Source organism: Kitasatospora sp. GAS204B (assembly GCF_029892155.1).
Lineage (GTDB): Bacteria > Actinomycetota > Actinomycetes > Streptomycetales > Streptomycetaceae > Kitasatospora.
Genome location: NZ_JARZAG010000039.1, coordinates 22,612 through 40,718, shown reverse-complemented (window position 1 = coordinate 40,718; position 18,107 = coordinate 22,612). Strand labels below are relative to the sequence as shown.

11 protein-coding genes are annotated in these 18,107 nt (G+C 75.0%); 3 read left to right on the top strand and 8 right to left on the bottom strand.

The features are described 5' to 3' along the window. Window positions 1-101: 101 nt before the first annotated feature. Window positions 102-1,688 carry a type VII secretion protein EccB gene (eccB, locus tag P3T41_RS33760; RefSeq protein ID WP_280694441.1) on the bottom strand — a complete coding sequence of 529 codons (1,587 nt, stop codon included), beginning with the start codon at window positions 1,686-1,688 and terminating at the stop codon, window positions 102-104. Between the two features lie 152 nt (window positions 1,689-1,840). On the opposite strand from eccB, the gene eccE reads away from it, so the two are divergent. The 3 genes from eccE (at window position 1,841) to P3T41_RS33745 (ending at window position 6,497) form a co-directional block, all read left to right on the top strand. Next, entirely contained in the window at window positions 1,841-3,229 is a 1,389-nt protein-coding gene (gene eccE, locus P3T41_RS33755; protein ID WP_280694440.1) for a type VII secretion protein EccE, read from the top strand. Beyond that, window positions 3,229-3,999, top strand: a complete 771-nt coding sequence (locus tag P3T41_RS33750; protein WP_280694439.1) for a hypothetical protein — start codon at window positions 3,229-3,231, stop codon at window positions 3,997-3,999. Before eccE ends, P3T41_RS33750 begins: the two co-directional genes overlap by 1 nt. A 185-nt stretch (window positions 4,000-4,184) precedes the next feature. Further along, on the top strand, window positions 4,185-6,497 hold the full coding sequence (locus P3T41_RS33745) for an AAA family ATPase (RefSeq protein ID WP_280694438.1): 2,313 nt from the start codon (window positions 4,185-4,187) through the stop codon (window positions 6,495-6,497). Between the two features lie 69 nt (window positions 6,498-6,566). On the opposite strand, the gene P3T41_RS33740 is transcribed toward P3T41_RS33745, so the two are convergent. From P3T41_RS33740 to infB, 7 genes are all read right to left on the bottom strand, one after another. After that, window positions 6,567-7,511: a bifunctional riboflavin kinase/FAD synthetase gene (locus P3T41_RS33740; RefSeq protein WP_280694437.1), complete on the bottom strand. Its 945-nt coding sequence runs from the start codon at window positions 7,509-7,511 to the stop codon at window positions 6,567-6,569. Window positions 7,512-7,562: 51 nt separating this feature from the next. Further along, a complete protein-coding gene (locus tag P3T41_RS33735; protein ID WP_280694436.1) occupies window positions 7,563-11,114 on the bottom strand; it encodes a serine protease in 3,552 nt (1,183 codons plus the stop codon). Window positions 11,115-11,470: 356 nt separating this feature from the next. Next, window positions 11,471-12,376: a tRNA pseudouridine(55) synthase TruB gene (truB, locus tag P3T41_RS33730; RefSeq protein WP_280694459.1), complete on the bottom strand. Its 906-nt coding sequence runs from the start codon at window positions 12,374-12,376 to the stop codon at window positions 11,471-11,473. Between the two features lie 99 nt (window positions 12,377-12,475). Next, window positions 12,476-13,612, bottom strand: coding sequence for a bifunctional oligoribonuclease/PAP phosphatase NrnA (locus tag P3T41_RS33725; RefSeq protein ID WP_280694435.1), 1,137 nt, complete (start codon window positions 13,610-13,612; stop codon window positions 12,476-12,478). 2 nt (window positions 13,613-13,614) lie between these two features. Next, window positions 13,615-14,067 (bottom strand): 30S ribosome-binding factor RbfA, encoded by a 453-nt coding sequence (gene rbfA / locus P3T41_RS33720; protein WP_280694434.1) that lies wholly within the window; start codon window positions 14,065-14,067, stop codon window positions 13,615-13,617. Between the two features lie 153 nt (window positions 14,068-14,220). Further along, window positions 14,221-14,517 carry a DUF503 domain-containing protein gene (locus tag P3T41_RS33715; RefSeq protein ID WP_280694433.1) on the bottom strand — a complete coding sequence of 99 codons (297 nt, stop codon included), beginning with the start codon at window positions 14,515-14,517 and terminating at the stop codon, window positions 14,221-14,223. Window positions 14,518-14,745: 228 nt separating this feature from the next. Further along, window positions 14,746-17,919 (bottom strand): translation initiation factor IF-2, encoded by a 3,174-nt coding sequence (gene infB / locus P3T41_RS33710; RefSeq protein WP_280694432.1) that lies wholly within the window; start codon window positions 17,917-17,919, stop codon window positions 14,746-14,748. Window positions 17,920-18,107: the final 188 nt, after the last annotated feature.

The following is an 18,107-nucleotide window of genomic DNA, read 5'->3' as shown; positions in this document are numbered from 1 at the left end:
CACTGTAGTCGCCACTGCCGACACTCCCAACACCGGGAGCTGTTTGGTTACCAACCCATGACGTTGCGCGGGCCTTGGGGGCAACCGTTGCTGACCACGGGTCAGGAGTTCTGCACCTGGGTGGCCGCGTTGGTGTTCAGCTCCGGGCCGGCCGGGATCAGGTTCGACCAGGCCTTGGGCACCAGCACCGGCGTGGTGTTCTGGTAACCGAGCCGGTCCTGGGCCTGGTTGACCTGCTGCTGGGCCGGCGCCGGGCTCGCCGAGGCAGCCGCGGTCGGCGTCGGCGAGGCGCCGGCCACGGTGCCCTCGCTGCTGGCCGGCACCGAGTAGCGCAGCCCGGTCTCGGTGATCAGGTAGTCGCTGCCGGAACCGTCCGCCGTGTTGTCCATCGCGCGGTAGAACAGCCCGTGCCCGGGGCTGACGTAGGCGCTGGCCGCGCCGGGCGTGAAGGCGGCGGGGTAGTCCGTGCCGGCCCAGACGCTCTGCGCGATGCCGCTGCCCGACAGGCCCTCGAACGTCGAGCAGACCACCTGGTGCGCGGGACTGGGGCCGGGGCCGCCGGCGTTGACCGAGGCGCCGGGCTTGGCGGTGGGCCAGTCGGCGTCGTTCGCCAGCGGGGTGACGGTGTTGTAGTACTTCGCGTTGTCGGCCGGGGTGATCTCGGAGTAGCCGGGATTGCCCTGCTGGTTGCCCTGCTTGTAGGCGTTGGCGGTGATCGGTGCCTGCCGCAGCAACTCGGCCTGGAACGGGGTCACCTTGTACAGCTGGCTCTTGCCGACCACGTAGTCGGTGCCGTCCGAGGTGACCAGCCGCCCGACGTACCGCTGGCTCTGGTCGGAGAGTTGGACGTCGGAGGGGGTCGGGGCGCCGGCGGACATCCCCGGCACCTGCGGGAAGCCGATCGGGCTGCCCGGGGCGAGCGTGGCCAGCCAGTCGTCGCTGACGTGCTCGGGCTGGGCCCCGTTGCCGAAGAGCGCGATCCGCAGCGCCGTCAGGTCGTTGTCGGACATCCCGGATGTGCCGATTGGGTGTGCACGACCCTGCGGGTCGACCAGAAACTGGGGACCGGGCACACCGTTCTTCTGCAAACCCTGCACCCAGAGCGACTGGCCGTCACCGAGCTTGCGGTCAGGGCGGGCCAGGGTGGCCGCGTCCGCGCCGGCCGTCACGAAGACCGCCTGGTTGGGGTGGTCGGCATCGGAACCGGGCCGGTCGCAGACCGACCACTTCTTCGCCGTGCCCGCGTCGGTGGCGCTCGGCAACTTGTCGGGCGCGTACGGGATGCCGATGGTCGGGCCGTGCGACGCGTAGTTGTCGATCGCCGAGTCGGCGACGATGACCACCTTGGAGTTGACCGGCAGGACCAGCTTCGCCGACGCCATGTTGAGCACCGGGTGCAGCATCTTGGTGCCGTCCGCGCTGGTCAGCACGACGTAGCGGGTGGTCGAGTCCTTGCCCAGGATCACGTTGCTGCCGTCGGCCCAACCCTGCGGCGCGGTCGGCTTGATCAGCCCCCAGGCGCCGAACCCGGCCACCAGCACCGCGGCCACGACGAGTGAGGGCACCACCGCGCGGATCGGCCGCGGCGCGTCCTCGTCACTCCCGCCACCGACCGGTTGCAGGAAAGCACCCACCGTGCGCTTTCGCGCGAACGTGTAGGCGTTCAACTCGTCCCTGCGTGATGCCATGCTGCTTGGCCCTCCCCTGTTCCAGGCCGCCCGCCCGCCTCCGGTCCCTGCTGACCCTCTACGATGCGGCAGACGGTGATTACGGTACGGGTACTGTTCTACGCCCGGCCAACCGGGCCGTGACAGCGAATCAGAGAGGGTCACCCGGGGGAATGCCAAGCCAGACCGCGCAAGGGCGACGCAGGGCGGCACAGGGCGGGAAAGCGGGCCCGCGCGGCGCGACTGTCCGACCGGCCAAGGGAATCCAGGACCAGGGCGGCGGGCCGGCGGCCGTGCCGGTGAAGGTGCATCCGCGCCCCGGGCTGCTCGGGAGTCGGCTGCGCCTGCAGCAAGTAGTGCTCATCGAGGTGGCGGTGGCCCTGGTCGCCGTCGGCTGGACCGTCAACCGCATGGTCGCCGGCGCCTTCGCGGTGCCCGCCGTGCTGCTGCTGGTGCTGGCCCTGGTCCCGGTGCGCGGGCGCAGCCTGCCCGAGGCGCTGCGGATCCGCACGGCCGCCCGCCGCCGGCGTCGTGAGGCGGCCGGCAACGTGCCGCCGCCGGGCACCGACCCGGGCCTGGCACCCGCGCTCGAACTCGAGCCGGCGCTGCGCACCTACACCCACGCCACCGAGGCCGACCTGGGCGTCGGCCGCCCGGTCCGCCGTGAGACCGGCATGATCGGGGACGGCACCTTCCTCACCTCGGTGCTGCTGGTGCAGGCCAAGGACCAGCCGCTGCGGCCGATGCGCACCGCGCTGCCGCTGCCGCTGGACGTGGTCTGCTCGGCCCTGCGGGTGGACGACATCGCGCTGGAGTCGGTGCAGTTGGTCCAGCACACCCAGCCCGCCCCCGCCCCGCACCTGCCCGACCACGCGCTGGCCAGCCGCGCCTACCAGGAGCTGCGGGACGGGGTCACCACCCCGGCGCTGCGGCTGACCTGGGTGGCCCTCAAGCTCGACCCGCAGCGCGCGGCCACCGCCGTGCTGGCCCGCGGCGGCGGCGAGGAGGGCGCCCGCAAGGCGCTGCAGCGGGTCACCGACCAGCTCGCCGGACGGCTCAACGGGGCCGGCTTCAGCGCCACCGCGCTGGACGAGCGGGAGCTGATCGGCGCGCTGTCCATCGCCACCTGCGCCAACCCGCTGGCCACCGCAGGACGGCAGGGCACCGGCAGCGGCGGCAGCGGCACCCGCAGGACCCAGGAGAACAGCCGGTTCTGGCGGATCGACGACCGCTTCCACACCACCTACTGGATCTCCAAGTGGCCCCAGCTGAGCCGCTCCGGCGGGTCCGGCCAGGGCGTCTCGGCCGCCGAGCTGGTCAACCTGGCCACCGGCACACCGGCGCTGGCCAGCGTGTTCAGCCTGACGGCGCGCCCCGGCACCGGCGACTCGGTGGCGATCACCGGGCACGTGCGGGTGGTCGCCCGCAGCGAGGCCGACGCGGCCCAGTACGGCCGGCTGCTGGAGCAGCGCGCGCAGAGCGCGGGCCTGGGCCTGTCCCGGCTGGACCAGGAGCAGGCGCCCGGCCTGCTCGCCACCCTGCCCCTGGGGGGATGTGCCTGATGGCCTACCAGACCTACTCCGGCCACGGCCGCCCGCAGCCCGGTGACGAGCGGCCCAGGCCGCTCACCCGGATCCGGGCCGGCTTCGGCCTGCGCGGCCCGCGCCGCGAGCAGCACGTGCTCAACCCCGAGGAGCTGGCGGCGCTCAGCGTGCCGGTCGGCGACGACGGGGTGGTGATCGGCGAGGACCCGCAGCGGCAGACCGCGGTGCTGGGCCTGTTCCGGCCCACCTCCTACGACGTGGTGCTGGTCGGCGGTGTCTGGACGGCCCAGGTGGTCGCGCTGCGGGCGGCGGCGACCGGGGCCCGGGTGGCCGTGGAGACCGCCCGACCGCAGCTCTGGGCGCCGCTGGCGCAGGCCGCGGGCGGCGGACAGCCGTGCGTGACGGTCCACCAGATCGGCCGGCTCGGCGCGCAGGGGGCCTCGGTCTCGGCGCCGGTCCTGGTGGTCCGCGACCTCGGACCGCGCCCGCCGCGCAGCCGGCTCTCGGCCACCCCGTGGCAGTCCACCCTGACCCTGCTGCCCTTCCTCGGCCCGAACGCGGCCCGGGTGCTGAACGCGGCCGACCTGGTGGGCGTGCAGCGGGTCGCCCCGCAGGAGGCGGAGCTGATCGGGCGGGTGCTGTCGCTGGGCGGCCAGGACGTGGCCGCGCTGCCGACCCTGGGCGACGACATCACGCTCTGGGCCACCCGGATCCGCCGGCAGTACGTGCGCACCGAACCGGGCGCGTCCGAGCACCAGTTGCTGGGTCCGGCCCGCCGGGTCGACTGATCCGGCCGCGCTGTCACCGGTCCGGGTGACAGCGCCGATCGGTCGGCCAGACGGACTGCGGCGGGGTGCGGGTGACCGTCGGCTCGGACCAGAACCGACGGCGCACTCAACGTGGCGAGGTGCAGGTTCTAGTCTTGTGCCTGACCGCACCGCGAAGAGCGGCAGCGAACACGAGGGAGCCCAAGGTGAGTAGCGATCGGGACGGCGTCTACGTCGGCGACAATGCGGCGGAGGACGACGACGACTGGTCCGACGCCCCCGACTACACTCCCCCGTCCTGGTACACCCAGGGCGAGGCGGCACCGGCTGCGCCGGCCGTGGCGACCCCACCGGTGCCCGCGGCCGCCTCGGCGCCGGAAACCGTAGCGACGCCGCCCGCGGCGCCGGCGGCCGACCTGCCCGTGGCGCCCGCGCCGCAGTCGAGCGCGCCGGTTGCGGCGCCCGCACCGGCACCGGCCGCCGAGTCGGTACCGGCCGCGCCGGCCGTGACCGCGGCCACGCCCCCGGTCGTGCCGAGTGCGCCGGTCGCCGTCGAGCCGGTCGCCGCCGCCCAGCCCGCGGCGCCCGTGCAGCCCGGGCCGCCTGCCCAGCCTGTCCAGCCCGGCCCGCCCGTCCAGGCGGGGCCGCCCGCCCAGCCTCAGCCTGTCCAGCCCGGTCCGCCCGGCTGGCCCGGCCCCGAGCAGGGTGGCTACCAGGCCGGCCCGCCGCAGCCCGGCTACGGCTACCCCAACAGCGCCTACCCGCCCAGCGCCTACCCCGCGCACCTGCAGCCGGGCCAGCAGCAGCCGCAGCAGGGCCAGCAGCAGCACGCCCAACCGATGGCACCCGCCCAGCCGCAGCCTGCGGTCGAGGTCGCGCCGCCCGGCCCCGGCGCCCCGTGGGCGCAGCCGCCGGCCGCCCCGCAGCCGGGCATGCCTCAGCAGGGCATGCCGCAGCCGGGCGTTCCTCAGCCGGGTGTGCCGCAGGCCAACGCCCCGCAGGCCAACGCCCCGCAGACCGGCCCGGTCGACCCGCGCCAGGGCGGCTGGCCGGCGCCCGGCACCGGCCAGCCCGGGCAGCTCCCGCCGCAGGCGGGTCCCCCGGTCGCCCAGCCCTACCCGGCGCCGGTGGCCTACCCGCACCAGCAGGCCGTCCCGCAGCCACCCGCAGCCTTCCAGCAGCCGGGCGCCCAGCAGCCGACCGCGCACGGCGCCCCGCTCGGCTACACCGCCGCCGTGGAGCTCTCCTCCGACCGCCTGCTGCGCAGCCAGCCCAAGCAGCAGCGCCAGGCGCCGCGGCTGAAGTTCGGCGGCAAGGCCGCGCAGGCCGAGCGCGAGCGCAAGCTGACGATCATCCGCACTCCGGTGATGAGCTGCTACCGGATCGCGGTGATCAGCCTCAAGGGCGGTGTCGGCAAGACCACGACCACCACCTCGCTCGGGGCCACCCTGGCCAGCGAGCGCCAGGACAAGGTGATCGCGATCGACGCCAACCCTGACGCGGGCACCCTGGGCCGCCGGATCAAGCGTCAGACCGGCGCGACCATCCGCGACCTGGTGACCGCGATCCCGCACCTGCGCAGCTACATGGACATCCGCCAGTTCACCTCGCAGGACCAGAACTCCGGCCTGGAGATCCTGGCGAACGACGTCGACCCGGCGGTCTCCACCACCTTCAACGACTCCGACTACCGCCAGGTGATCGACGTGCTGGGCCGCCAGTACCCGATCATCCTGACCGACTCCGGCACCGGGCTGCTCTACAGCGCGATGCGCGGGGTGCTCGACCTGGCCGACCAGCTGATCATCGTCGCCACTCCGAGCGTGGACGGCGCCAGCAGCGCCAGCACCACGCTGGACTGGCTCTCCGCGCACGGCTACGCGGACCTGGTCCAGCGCAGCATCACCGTCGTCTCCGGGGTGCGCGAGACCAGCAAGATGATCCGGATCGAGGACATCGTCGCGCACTTCGAGACCCGCTGCCGCGGCGTCGTCGTGGTGCCCTTCGACGAGAGCCTGGCGGCCGGTGCCGAGGTCAACCTGGAGATGATGCGGCCCAAGGTCCGCGAGGCCTACTTCGAGCTGGCCACGCTGGTCGGCGAGGACATCGTCCGGGCCCAGCAGGCCGCCCACCAGAGCAGCGGCTGGCAGCAGCAGGCGCAGCAGCAGCCGGGGGTGCCGCCGCAGCAGCAGTGGACCGGTCAGCCCGGACCGGTGTCGCCGCAGCAGCAGCCGTGGGGGCAGCCGGGTCCGGAGGGCCAGGGCTACCCGGCGCAGGAGGGCGGCCAGCCGTGGGGCGCGCCGCCGCCGGCCCAGCCGTGGGCACCCCAGCCGGGGCAGCCCGGACAGCAGGGCCCGCCGCCGGGCTACGGTTACCCTCCGCCCGGTGCCCCGCAGCAGCCGGGCCCGCCGCAGCAGGCGCTGCCGCCGGAGTGGGCGCAGCAGCAGCCCGACCACGGGCAGCCGCAGCCCCCGCAGCAGCCCGGCTACGGTTACCCGCCGCCGCCCGCGCAGCAGTGAGCCGATGCCGCGGCGCCCGCCCCGATGCGTATCGGGGCGGGCGCCGCGGGGCGTTCTGTTGACGGACCGTCAGCTCTGCTCGGTCAGCTCGCGGGCCTGCTTGACGTCGTCGGCCATCCGGTCGAGCAGCGCCTCGATGGTGTCGAACTTCTCCATCCCGCGCAGGAAGGCGAGGAAGTCGACCGCCACGTGCAGCCCGTACAGGTCCAGGCCGACCCGGTCGATCGCGTAGGCCTCCACGGTGCGGGCGGTGCCGTCGAAGGTCGGGTTGGTGCCGACCGAGATGGCGGCCGGCATCCGCTCGTCCCCGACCGTCAGCCACCCCGCGTACACCCCGTCGGCCGGGATCGCGCTGTGCGGCACCGTGTCCACGTTCGCGGTCGGGAAGCCCAGGTCGCGACCGCGCTGCGCACCGCGCACCACGATCCCCTCGACCCGGTGCGGACGGCCGAGCACCTCACCGGCCCCGGCCATGTCGCCCGCGGCGACCAGCCGGCGCACCAGCGTGGAGGAGAACGGCTCGCCGCCGCCCGCCGCGCCGCGCACCTGCAGGTCGACCAGCTCGACCTCGAAGTCCGCGGCCCGGCCCAGCTCGGCCAGCAGCGCGACATCGCCCGCCGCCTTGTGCCCGAACCGGAAGTTCGGGCCCTCGATCACCAGTCGCGCGTGCAGGGCGTCCACCAGCACCTGCCGGACGAAGGTCTGCGGCGACTCCTTCGAGAACTCCATGGTGAACGGCAGCACCAGCACGGCGTCCACGCCGAGCGTCGCCATCAGCTCGGCCCGACGCGGGTGCGGGGCCAGCAGCGGCGGGTGGCTGCCGGGGCGGACCACCTCGCTCGGGTGCGGGTCGAAGGTCACCACCACGGCCTTGACGCCCAGTTCACGAGCCCGGGCGACGGCCCGGTTGATGATCAGCTGGTGCCCGAGGTGCACACCGTCGAAGGAACCGATGGTGACGACGCTGCGTCCCCAGTCGCCGGGAATATCCTCCAGGCCACGCCAGCGCTGCACCCTGACCGCTCCTCTTCTTCCGCCACTGCTCACATGCTCGAACTCGATCCCCTATAGCGTGCCATGCGCCGCTCCGCGCCCCGGCACCGGAACACCCGCTGCGTGCGGCAGCACGGCCGTCACCGCCCGCACCGGCGTGCGCTCGGCCTCGGCCGCCGCGTACTGCGGGTCGCGGCCCTGCGCGAGCAGCCCGCGCATCCGGGCCAGCAACGGCCCGCCGGCCAGTGGCCGGGCAGTGGCGGGCCACTCGGCGAGCAGCTGCGCGAAGTCGGCGCTGCGGCCCGCGCAGCGCACCAGCAGCGCGTCCCAGCGCTCCGGCCCGCCGTCACCGCGCTCCCAGGCGTCCGCGATCCGGCAAACCACCGCGCGGGCCCGCCCCGGGTCCTGGCGGGCGGTGCCGTTGGCCAGCCGCTCCAGGACCGGGGCCAGCACCGCCGGATCCCGCTCGGTGGCCAGCAGCCGGTCCAGGAGCTCGCGGCGCAGCGCGTTCGCCGGCTCCGGATCGTGCCGCCCCGCGGCGTCCTGCGGTGCGGCCAGGACCAGCGCGAAGGCGCGCCGGACCGGCGCCGGCCGCTCACCGGGCGCGCCGAGCAGCGCGGTCAGGTCGCCCCGGCCCGCCGTCCCGAGGGTCAGCCGCCGGTTCAGGTACTCGGCGACCAGCTCGGCCCGCTCCGGACGGTCCCGCAGCAGGCGCCCGGCCAGCCGGGTGGCCGGATCGGGCAGCCCGCCCGGCGCCCCGGCTCCGGCCCCGGTGCCCTGGGCCGGGGCGTCCGCGAGCACCCGCAGCACGGCTGCCGCGCCGGGTCCCGGACGCGCCAGGCGGGCCTCGAAGGCGGCCAGCACGGCAGCGGCATCGGTGGCCAGCGCCAGGCCCAGCACCTCCGGGCTGACGAATGGGTCGTCGGCCGCGTACGCCGCCAGTGCGGCGGTCAGGTGCCGGGCCCGGCTGACCGGATCACGGACCAGCAGCGCCAGCGCGGCTCCGTGCAGGCCCGGTTCGGTCTCCCGGGCGAGCAGGGTGAGCGCGGTGTGGCGCAGCAGCTCGCGCCCCGCGCCGGTGGCGTACGGGGCGGCGCGCAGCGCGTGCACGGCGGCCGCCACGTGGCGCTCGGGGCGGGCGTCGTGGCTCCACCGGTCGACGGCACGGCAGAGCGCGGAGGGTTCCTCGACCGCGAGCACGGTCAGCAGTGCGTCGGCGCGCGGGTGGGCGGTGGCCACCAGTGCCTCCGTCAACTCGTCGACGCCCAGGGCCCGGTGGGCGAAGAGCAGGTCGTGCGCGAGGTCGGCGACACTCGCCCCGGGACGGGCGGGCAGGGCGCGGCCGTCCTCGAACCAGCGGCACAGCGGTGGGAAGGCCGCCGCCCCCGTCGCGGCGAGCCGGGCCACCGCCGCGGCGAGGAAGCCCTGCTCCGGGCCGTCCGCCCGGACCAGCAGCCGTAGCAGCGCCCAGCAGCGCTCCGGCGGCAGGGCGAGGTCGGCCCAGAACCCGAGGCCGAAGCGGGCCTGCGACCCCGGCGTCGTCGCCGTCCGCGCCGAGCCCGTCCGTGCCGAGGCCGCCGACTGCGCGATCCGCTCCGCCAGCAGCTCCAGCAGCTCCTGGTGCGTTTCGGGGTCCGGGCTGGCCCGCAGGCCGGCCGCCAGTAGCCGGGCCGCCCACCAGTGCACCTCGCCGGCCTGCTGGTCATCGCCCAGTTGGTCACCGTCCGCCGCGTCCGGCCGGGCCAGCGGGCGCCAGAGCCGGCGCAGCCACGGGTCGAGCCCGGCCGCCCCGCGCACTCGTGCGAGCGAACGCAGCGCCGCCTCCACCGCGCCCACCCGGTGCCGGGGCATCGTCCGCCGGGCGCCGGGGCGGTCGTCGTCCGCCAGCAGCAGGCGCAGCGCCGCGTCCAGGTCCAGGTGCTGGCCCTGCAGCCAGTCCGCGACCTCCTCGTGCGCCAGCCGGTAGCCCTCGCCCGCCGGCACGAAGAGCCCGTCCGCGAGCACCGCCGCCGCCCAGCCGCCGGCTGCCGGGAACAGCTCCTCGAACACCGCCGGCGCCAGCCCGCCCTGCCCCGGCCCGAGCATCCGGCGGGCCGCCTCGTGCACCCGTCCGGCCGCCGCCATCGCGAGCCGGCGCACCCGCTGCGGCGCGATCACGGTAACCGGCGCCGTGCCGCCCTTGCGGTGCGAGGCGGGGCGCACCCCCTCGCGGGCGAGCCGCTCGGCGATCCGCAGGCAGCGCAGGTCGAGCCACCCCTGGTACAGCTCGGCCGGGCCCGCCCCCGTCGGGTCGGCACCGGCGGCCCGCAGCTCGCCCGCCAGCCGGAGCAACAGCGGGCTCACCGACTGCTGACTCACCGTCACCCCGTGGCTGCGCGCGGCAAGTTCCAGGGCCGGCCCGCCGAGCGGGCTGAGCCGGTGCAGCCGCACCGACCCGTCCGGCCCCGGCGGCGCCGGGTCGAGGGCTGCCGCGTACTGCTCCCAGCTCTCCGGACGGCAGGCCACCAGCAACCGGGCGGGCGCCTCGGTCAGCCAGGCCAGCGTCGCCGTCCACCAGGCCGCTCCGAGCGCTCCGGGCGCCTCCTCCGGCGCGTCCAGCACCACCAGCAGCGGCCGACCGCCGGCCGCGCAGACCCGGGCCAGCGCCGCCTCGTCCACCCCGGCGGCGAGCCGGGCCAGCGTCCTGGCCAGGGCCGCGCGCAGGCAACGGTCCGGCGCCCGCAGGTCGGCGCCGCGCAGCCAGAGGGTCGGCAGCGGCGTGGCGACGCCGGACCGGCGCACCGTGAGCGCCGCGAGCTCGGTACTGCGCCCGCTGCCGGGCTCGCCGACCAGGACCGTCAGCGGCACCCCCGGCTCCTCGCCGCACAGGCCGTCGGCTCGCTCCACCCGGTCGGCGGCCAGCTCGGCGATCCGGCCCGGTCCGGCGCTCGCCGCCGCGAGCTGGCGGGACGCCAGGCGGAGCGCCCCGCCCAGGTTGAGCGCCGGCCCGTAGGCGGGCGCGGCGACCGCGTTGCGGCCCAGCAACGCGGCGAGCTCCGCCGGGCCGGCGGCCCGAGCGGCGGCGGCCAGCGGGATCGCGCCGGCCCGGTCGGCCGGCAGCCCGCGCAGACCGGGGGCCAGCAGGCCGAGCACCACGCCGGTCGCGGGGTCGAGCACCGGCAGGCCGGCCACCGGATCCGTCCCGGGTGGCAGCTCGAGCAGCAGCACGCCCGACAGCAGCCCCGCCTGCCGGCCGGGGCCGCCGGTCAGCGCGCCCGCGGTGCCGATCAGCGCACCGCGGCCGATGCCGGGCAGCAGCACGTCCTGTCCGGGCGCCGGGGCTGCCTCGGCCACCGGCAGCGGTGCGCCGGCCGTGCCCTGACTCGTCGTCAGCCAGGCCAGCCCGAGGTCGGCGCAGCGGGTCAGCGCGCCCGGCCCGACCGCACGGGACTCCCCGGCCGCCGTCCGCACCCGCAGCCCCTCCCCGCGCGCGGCGGCCTCGGCCACCACCTCGTCGGCGGTGAGGACCGTGCCGGTCAGGTCGGCCCAGAACCCGTGCCCGAGCGTGCGCCCGGCGCTCGTGCTGATCCCGACCAGCGCCCCACCCGGCTCCGCCGGGTCGCCGCCCCACAGGTCACCAGCCATCCGTGCTGCCCTCCCCGGCGGCCCCGGTGGACACCCGTCGGGCCCGTCACCGCTGCCGTGCTCGCCGCGGGGAGCTTGCCCGCGCCAGGCCCCGCGCGACCCCGACCGCCCCTTTCACCACGCCCCTTCACCTCGCGCGCTCTACCATCCGGGTGAGAGGTGAGCTGTGTCACCTCGAGAGCAGACGGGTGGGGCGGGGGGGGGGGGGGCGAGGGACGGCCCGAGGCGGGCCCCCCCCCCCCCCCCGCCGCCCCCCCCCCCCCGCCCCCCCCCCCCCCCCCCCCCCGGGCCCCCCCCCCCCCCCCCCCCACCCGTCAATCGCCCGTCAGCCACCCGTCACCACCCGTCAGCCGCCCCTACCCCACGAAGACCGCCACCGGCCGCGCCTGGCCGTCCTTCTCCTCCACCAGCGCCAGGAACTGCTCCTCGGGCCCGAAGACCGCGATCGGCCCCGCCACCCCCAGGCCGGGCGCCTTCAGCCGGGCGCCGGTGGAGAGCAGCCGGGCGTCGTCCGCCTCGATGTCCCAGCGCGGGAAGGCCGCCGCGGCGGCCTCGCCGATCGGCAGCACGGCCAGCTGCTCCTCCAACTGCTCCAGGGTGTGCGCGGACTCCACCCCGTACGGGCCGACCTTGGTGCGGCGCAGGGCCGTCAGGTGACCGCCCACCCCGAGCGCGCCGCCCAGGTCGCGGGCGAGCGCGCGGATGTAGGTGCCGGAGGAGCACTCCACGGTGACGTCCAGGTCGATCACCGGCGTGCCGTCCTCGGCCACCGCCTGCCGCAGCTCGTGCACCGTGAAGGAGTACACCGTGGTCGGCCGGGCCGGCAGCTCGAACTCCTCGCCCTCGCGGACCCGGTGGTAGGAACGCTTCCCGTCGATCTTGATCGCGCTGACCTTGGACGGCTGCTGCATGATCTCGCCGGTCAGCAGCGCGACCTGTTCGTCGATCGCCGCCCGGGTCACCGCGTCGGCGGGCATCGAGGCGGTGACCTCGCCCTCCCGGTCGTCGGTGATCGTGCTCTGGCCGAGCCGGATGGTCGCCTCGTAGGTCTTGGCGGTGAGCATCAGGTGTCCGAGCAGCCGGGTGGCCCGCTCGACGCCGATCACCAGGACCCCGGTGGCCATCGGGTCCAGGGTGCCGGCGTGACCGACCTTCCTGGTCCCGGCCAGCCGGCGCAGCCGGGCGACCACGCCGTGGGAGGTGATGCCCTCGGGCTTGTCCACGATGACCAGACCGTCAGGGCCGGTGCCTTTGCGCTTCATCATTTCTTTCTCTGCAACGTTTGCAAACCATCGATACGGAGCTTGCAGACTTTGCAAGCCCGACATTCAACGACCCGAGCGGCACGCCGCCCGGCCTCGTCACCCCAGCGCGTCCCGGAACCGCGCCACCGCGCTCGGCACGTCCTCCCGCGCCGAGAACCCGGCCTGGAAACTGTGCCCGCCCCCGCCCAGCCTCGCGCAGACCGCTGCCAGGTCGACCGCGCCCTTGGCCCGGCAGGACCCGCGCAGCGTGCCGTCCGGGTCCTGCTTGAGCACCAGCGCCACCTCGGCCTCGGCCGGCTTGCGCAGCACGTCGATCAGGCCCTCGATCTCCTCCATGGTGACGCTGAACAGCACCAGGTCCTGGTAGGGCACCCAGGTCCACACCAGCCCCAGCCCGCCCGCCGCCGCGGGCTCGTACACCGCCCGCTCCAGCGCGGCGCCCAGCACCTTCAGGTACCCGAAGGAGGTGGTGTCCCAGAGCTGACGGGAGATCAGATCCTGCCGGATCCCGGTGGCCAGCAGCCGACCGGCCAGCTCGTGGGTGGCCGGCGTGGTCCCGGCGTACTTGAACGACCCGGTGTCGGTCGCCACCCCGGTGTACAGGCAGGTGGCGATCTCCTGGTCGAGCGGCACCCGCAGCCGCCGCAGCAGCTCGTCCACCAGCACGGCGGTGGCCGGCGCACCCGGGTCGATGATCCGGTGCGTCCCGAAGCCCGGGTTGGAGGCGTGGTGGTCCAGCACCACCAGCGCCCGCGCCGCGAACGCCTTCTCCCGCAGCAGCCCGAGCCGCCCCTGCGAGGCGACGTCGAAGCAGATCACCAGCTCCGGCCGGTCCGGCAACTCGGCGGCGGGCACGATCAGTTCCTGCCCGGGCAGGAAGGAGAGCGACTCCGGGATGATCTGCGGGTCGTCCCCGAAGGAGACCCGCACCTGGTGCCCCAGCGAGCGCAGCGCGAGCCCGGCCGCCAGCGCCGAGCCGAGCGCGTCACCGTCCGGGGTGACGTGGCAGATCAGGTCGATCGTCGGGCACTGCCCGATCGCCGCCACGATCCGCCGCCACTCCGCCTCGAACCCGCCCCGGGCCCCCGGTGCCTGCGCACCCGGCGCCCCCCGCTCCCCCGCGAAACCGACCGGTGACTCCTCGCGCTGCCCCGGAAGCACCGCGAGGGCGTCTGTCACCGGGTCGGTGACAGACGCCCTCGCCGAACCGGCCGCCGCCGGCTCACTGGCCATGACTACTCGTCCTCGTCCGCGTCGTCGTCGCGGTCGGCGGCCGGCACCTTGTAGGGGTCGGCCTCCCCCGCGTACTGCGCCCCGGTCGCCGCGGTGCGTACCGCCGCGTCCGAGAGCCGGACCCGCTCCAGCAGGTCGTCGATGGTGCGCGCGTTGTCCGGCAGTGCGTCCGCGACGAAGGTCAGCGACGGGGTGAAGCGCACCCCGGTCTGCTTGCCGACCTCGGAGCGGAGCACCCCCTTGGCACTCTCCAGCGCGGCCGCCGTCGCCTCCCGCTCGGTCTCGTCGCCGAAGACCGTGTAGAAGACGGTGGCCTCCCGCAGATCGCCGGTGACGCGGGTGTCGGTGATGGTCACGAAGCCCAGGCGCGGGTCCTTGATCCGCCGTTCCAGGGTCTCGGCGACGACCACCTGGATTCGATCGGCGAGCTTGCGCGCCCTTGCGGTGTCGGTCACGTTGCCTCCTCGTGCAGTGGGCACGGTACGCCGGGCGCCGTAGCGCCCCTAGGGGCCCACGCCCCAACGTACCGGCCCGCGCTCAGCCTTGTGAGCGCTCTCGGTCCTCGTCGGTGTGACGGTGGCGACGTTGCACCACCGGCACGGCCGATCTCATTCATCCTCGTCGCCGTAGTACCTCCGCCGAGCGGAGAGCAGCTGCACTTCGGGGCGGCCGGCGACCAACCGCTCGCAGCTGTCCAGGATCTCGGTGACGAACCGGTGCTCGCCCGAGACCACCGCCAGGCCGATCTCGGCCCGCCGGTGCAGCTCCTGGTTTCCGACTTCCGCAGCGCACACGCTGTACTTGCGCTGCAGTTCGGCCACGATGGGCCGCACGATCGAGCGCTTCTCCTTGAGCGAGTGAACGTCGCCGAGCAGCAGGTCGAAAGTGAGTGTTCCCACGAACATGTATGACAGGTCTCGCCGACCTGAAGGCCTCGAAGGACGCCCCGAACGGGGCTCGTAGCGCAGGACCTTACACAGCGAGACCGGGGCCGGTCGACGGGAAATCCCGCCGACCGGCCCCGACGGTGCCAGCCTTTGCCGCTTAGTGGGCTGCTCCTACGCTGCGGGCGGGTGCCACCTCGTTCCTCGGTGGCCCCCACCCTCCGCTGCGTCGCAGCCCAGTCGCGGGGCCTACGAGCGCGGCTTCTCGCGCATCTCGAAGGTCTCGATGACGTCGTCCACCTTGATGTCGTTGAACGACCCCAGGGTGACACCGGCCTCGAAGCCCTCGCGGACCTCGGTCGCGTCGTCCTTGAAGCGGCGCAGACCCTCGATGGTGAGGCTCTCCGCCACGACCTTGCCGTCGCGGATGAGGCGCGCCTTGGCGTTGCGGCGCAGCAGGCCCTCGCGGACGATGACACCCGCGATGTTGCCGAACTTGGAGCTGCGGAAGACCTCGCGGATCTCCGCGGAGCCGAGGCGCACCTCCTCGTACTCCGGCTTGAGCAGGCCCTTGAGCGCCGCCTCGATCTCCTCGATCGCCTGGTAGATGACCGAGTAGTACCGGACGTCGACGCCCTCGCGCTCGGCCGCCGTGCGAGCACGGCCCTCGGCGCGGACGTTGAAGCCGATGATGATGGCGTCCGAGCCCATCGCCAGGTCCACGTCGGACTCGGTGATGGCACCCACACCGCGGTGCAGGATGCGCAGCTCGACCTCTTCGCCGACGTCCAGCTTGACCAGCGCGTCCTCAAGGGCCTCGACCGAACCGGAGACGTCGCCCTTGATGATCAGGTTGAGCTGCTGGATGCCGCCGGCCGCGATCGCCTGGTCCAGGTTCTCCAGCGAGATCCGCATCGGACGCTTGGCGAACATGGCGTTGCGGTCACGGGCCGAACGCTTCTCGGCGATCTGGCGCGCGGTGCGGTCGTCGTCGACGACGATGAAGCTGTCGCCGGCGCGCGGCACCGAGGTCAGACCGAGCAGCAGGACCGGACGGGACGGACCCGCCTCCTCGACGTTCTTGCCGTTCTCGTCGAGCATCGCGCGGACGCGGCCGTGCGCGTCACCGACGGCGATCGAGTCACCGACGCGGAGCGTACCGCGCTGGACCAGGACGGTCGCCATGGCGCCGCGACCCTTGTCCAGGTGCGCCTCGATGGCGATACCCTGCGCGTCCTGCTCCGGGTTGGCCCGCAGGTCGAGCGAGGCGTCCGCGGTCAGGACCACGGCCTCCAGCAGCTGCTCGATGTTCAGGCCCTGGCGCGCGGAGATGTCGACGAACATGGTGTCGCCGCCGTACTCCTCGGCCACCAGCCCGAACTCGGTCAGCTGACCGCGGACCTTGACCGGGTCCGCGCCCTCGACGTCGATCTTGTTGACGGCGACCACGATCGGCACACCGGCGGCCTTGGCGTGGTTGAGCGCCTCGACCGTCTGCGGCATGACACCGTCGTTGGCCGCGACCACCAGGATCGCGATGTCGGTGGACTTGGCACCACGGGCACGCATGGCGGAGAAGGCCTCGTGACCGGGGGTGTCGAGGAAGGTGATCTTGCGCTCCTCCCCGTTCACCTCCGCCGACACCTGGTACGCACCGATGTGCTGGGTGATGCCACCGGCCTCGCCGGCGACCACGTTGCTCTTGCGGATCGCGTCGAGCAGTCGGGTCTTACCGTGGTCGACGTGACCCATGACGGTGACGACCGGCGGGCGAGGCATGAGCTCGTCCTCGTCGCCCTCGTCGGCACCGAAGTCGATGTCGAACGACTCCAGCAGCTCGCGGTCCTCGTCGTCGCGGCTGACGATCTCGAGCACGAAGCCCATCTCGCCGGCCAGCAGCTCCAGGGTCGCGTCGGCGACCGACTGGGTCGCGGTGACCATCTCGCCGAGGTTGAACATCACCGAGACGAGCGCGGCCGGGTTGGCGTTGATCTTCTCCGCGAAGTCCATCAGCGAGGCACCACGCGACAGGCGGACGGTCTGTCCGTTGCCGCGCGGCAGCATCACACCGCCGACCGACGGGGCCTGCATGGCCTCGTACTCCTGGCGACGCTGACGCTTCGACTTGCGGCCACGGGCCGGACGACCGCCCGGGCCACGACCGAAGGCGCCCTGCGTGCCACCACGGGCACCCGGGCCGCCAGGACGGCCGCCGAAGCCACCGGGACGGGCACCGCCGCCACCGAAGCCACCGCCGCCACCGGCACCGCCACCCGGACGGGGGCCGCCGAAGCCGCCGCCACCGGCCGGACGCGAGCCCGGACCGGCCGGACGGCCCTGGAAGCCGGGACGAGCGCCGCCACCGGCACCCGGACCACCCGGACGGCCGCCACCGGGGCCACCGGGGCCACGGCCACCGGGGCCCGGACGCGGACCGGTGCCCGGGCCGGGACGCTGCGGCATCATGCCGGGGTTCGGCCGCGGCATGCCGGACGGGCTCGGCCCACCCGGACGCGGACCGGCCGGACGGGGCATCCCGTCGGAACGCGGCGCACCGGCGCCGGGGGCACCGGCGGGACGCGGACGGTCACCGGGACCACCCGCACGCTGCGGACGGTCACCGGGGCCACCGGGACGCTGCGGACGGTCGCCGCCGGGACGCGGCGCACCGGCGCCGGGGGCACCGGCGGGACGCGGACGGTCACCGGGGCCACCCGCACGCTGCGGACGCTCGCCGGGGCCACCGGGACGCTGCGGACGGTCGCCGGGCGCAGCCGCACGACGGTCGCCGGGACGGGCCATGCCGGTGGCACTGCCCGAGGTGAAGGGGTTGTTGCCCGGACGCGGGCCGGCCGGACGCGGGCCCGGACGGGCACTGCCGCCGGCGGCAGCCGCCGGACGCGGGGCCGGGGAGGCCGGACGCGCCGGAGCGGCGGCCTCGCCGCCGGCCGGGGTCGGGGAGGAGAACTCGGCCGCCGGAGCAGCCGGAGCCGCGGGACGCGCCGCCGGGCGCGGGCCCGGAGTCGGGGCACCGGCCGAACGCGGCGCGGCGGGGGCCACCGGAGCAGCCGGAGCGGCCGGAGCCGCGGCGGCGGGGGCCGCCTGGGCGGCGGCCGGAGTCGGACGGGGGCCGGGGGTCGCGGCGGGCCGCGGACCCGGCGAGGGGGCACCCGGCTTGGGTGCGGCCGCACCGGCAGCGCCGGTGGGCGTGGGCGCCGCGGGCTTCCGCGGGCCAGGCTTGGCAGCCCCGCCACCGGACGGCGGCGTAGCTCCAAGAGCATCAGTCAACTTGCGCACGACCGGCGCCTCGATCGTCGAGGACGCCGAACGGACGAACTCACCCAGCTCGGTGAGCTTGGCCATCACGGCCTTGCTCTCCAAGCCCAGTTCCTTGGCGAGTTCATATACCCGGACCTTAGCCACTTCGCTCCTGTCTATAAGTCCGGGGTCGTCTCCGCCGGACCGTCGCTACTTCATGGGCGTACTCATCGCGTACTCATCGAGTGCTCATCGCAATCTCGACCTACTTCCATCTCGCGAGGTACCTGACTGGTGGCGCGATGCACCGGAGTGCTCGCGCCGTTGCTCTTCTGTGCGGTGGTTCTCCCCCG